At 67.2% G+C, this 1,012-nt stretch carries 1 protein-coding gene; it reads right to left on the bottom strand.

The window, feature by feature from the left end:
* The coding region (locus RM555_RS30790; RefSeq protein ID WP_311414995.1) for a beta-ketoacyl reductase at positions 1 to 738 on the bottom strand (738 nt) is incomplete at its 3' end.
* Positions 739 to 1,012: the final 274 nt, after the last annotated feature.

Genomic DNA, 1,012 nt, shown 5'->3' with positions numbered 1-1,012 from the left:
CTGTGCCTCGGGGATGTCGGTGAACAAACGCGACGGACGCAACGCCGTGAACGACGGCACAAACCGATCCCACCGCACATCCGCCACCACCACCTGACCCTCACCACCATCCAACACCCGCTGCAACGCCGCCACCGCCAACTCCGGAGCCATCCCCGGCAACCCACGCCGACTCAACTGCTCCCCCGCCACCCCCACCGCCATACCCGCCTCAGCCCACGGCCCCCACGCCACCGACGTCCCCACCAACCCACGCCCACGCCGCGACACCACCAACCCATCCAAAAACGCATTCGCCGCCGCATACCCCACCTGACCCGCCGAACCCCACACCCCCGCAATCGACGAAAAAACCACAAACGCATCCAAATCCAAACCAGCAGTCAACTCATCCAACACCACCGCACCACCAACCTTCGCCCGCAACACCTCCTCCACCTCACCCACACCCACCTCACCCAACGGCGTCAACTGCGCCGCACCCGCCGCATGCACCACCGCCCGCAACCGCTCACCCCGACCCACCAAATCCCCCAACAACCCCGCCACCGCACCACGATCCGCCACATCACAACCCACCACCGACACCCGCACACCCAAACCCTCCAACCGCCCCACCAACTCACCCACACCCGGCGCACCACCACCCCGCCGACTCACCAACACCACATGCTCCGCACCCACACCCACCGCCCACAACGCCACCCGCGCACCCAACGCCCCCGTACCACCCGTCACCAACACCGTCCCCGACAACCGGAAACCACCCGAACCCCCACCCGCCGCAGAACCCGCACCCGCACCCGCCGGAGAAACCGCACGCACCAACCGCCGCACAAACACACCCGACGACCGCAACGCCACCTGATCCTCACCACCAGCCGACGACAACACCCCACACAACCGACCCCACACACCCCCATCCAACAACCCCGGCAAATCCACCAAACCACCCCACCGCAACGGCACCTCCACACCCACCACCCGACCCAAACCCCACACCGCAGCACCC

It is taken from the genome of Micromonospora reichwaldensis (assembly GCF_031845925.1).
In the GTDB taxonomy this organism is placed as follows: domain Bacteria; phylum Actinomycetota; class Actinomycetes; order Mycobacteriales; family Micromonosporaceae; genus Micromonospora; species Micromonospora reichwaldensis.
The sequence above is the reverse complement of the archived record's forward strand: the minus strand, read 5'-3'. Positions and strand labels throughout refer to the sequence as shown.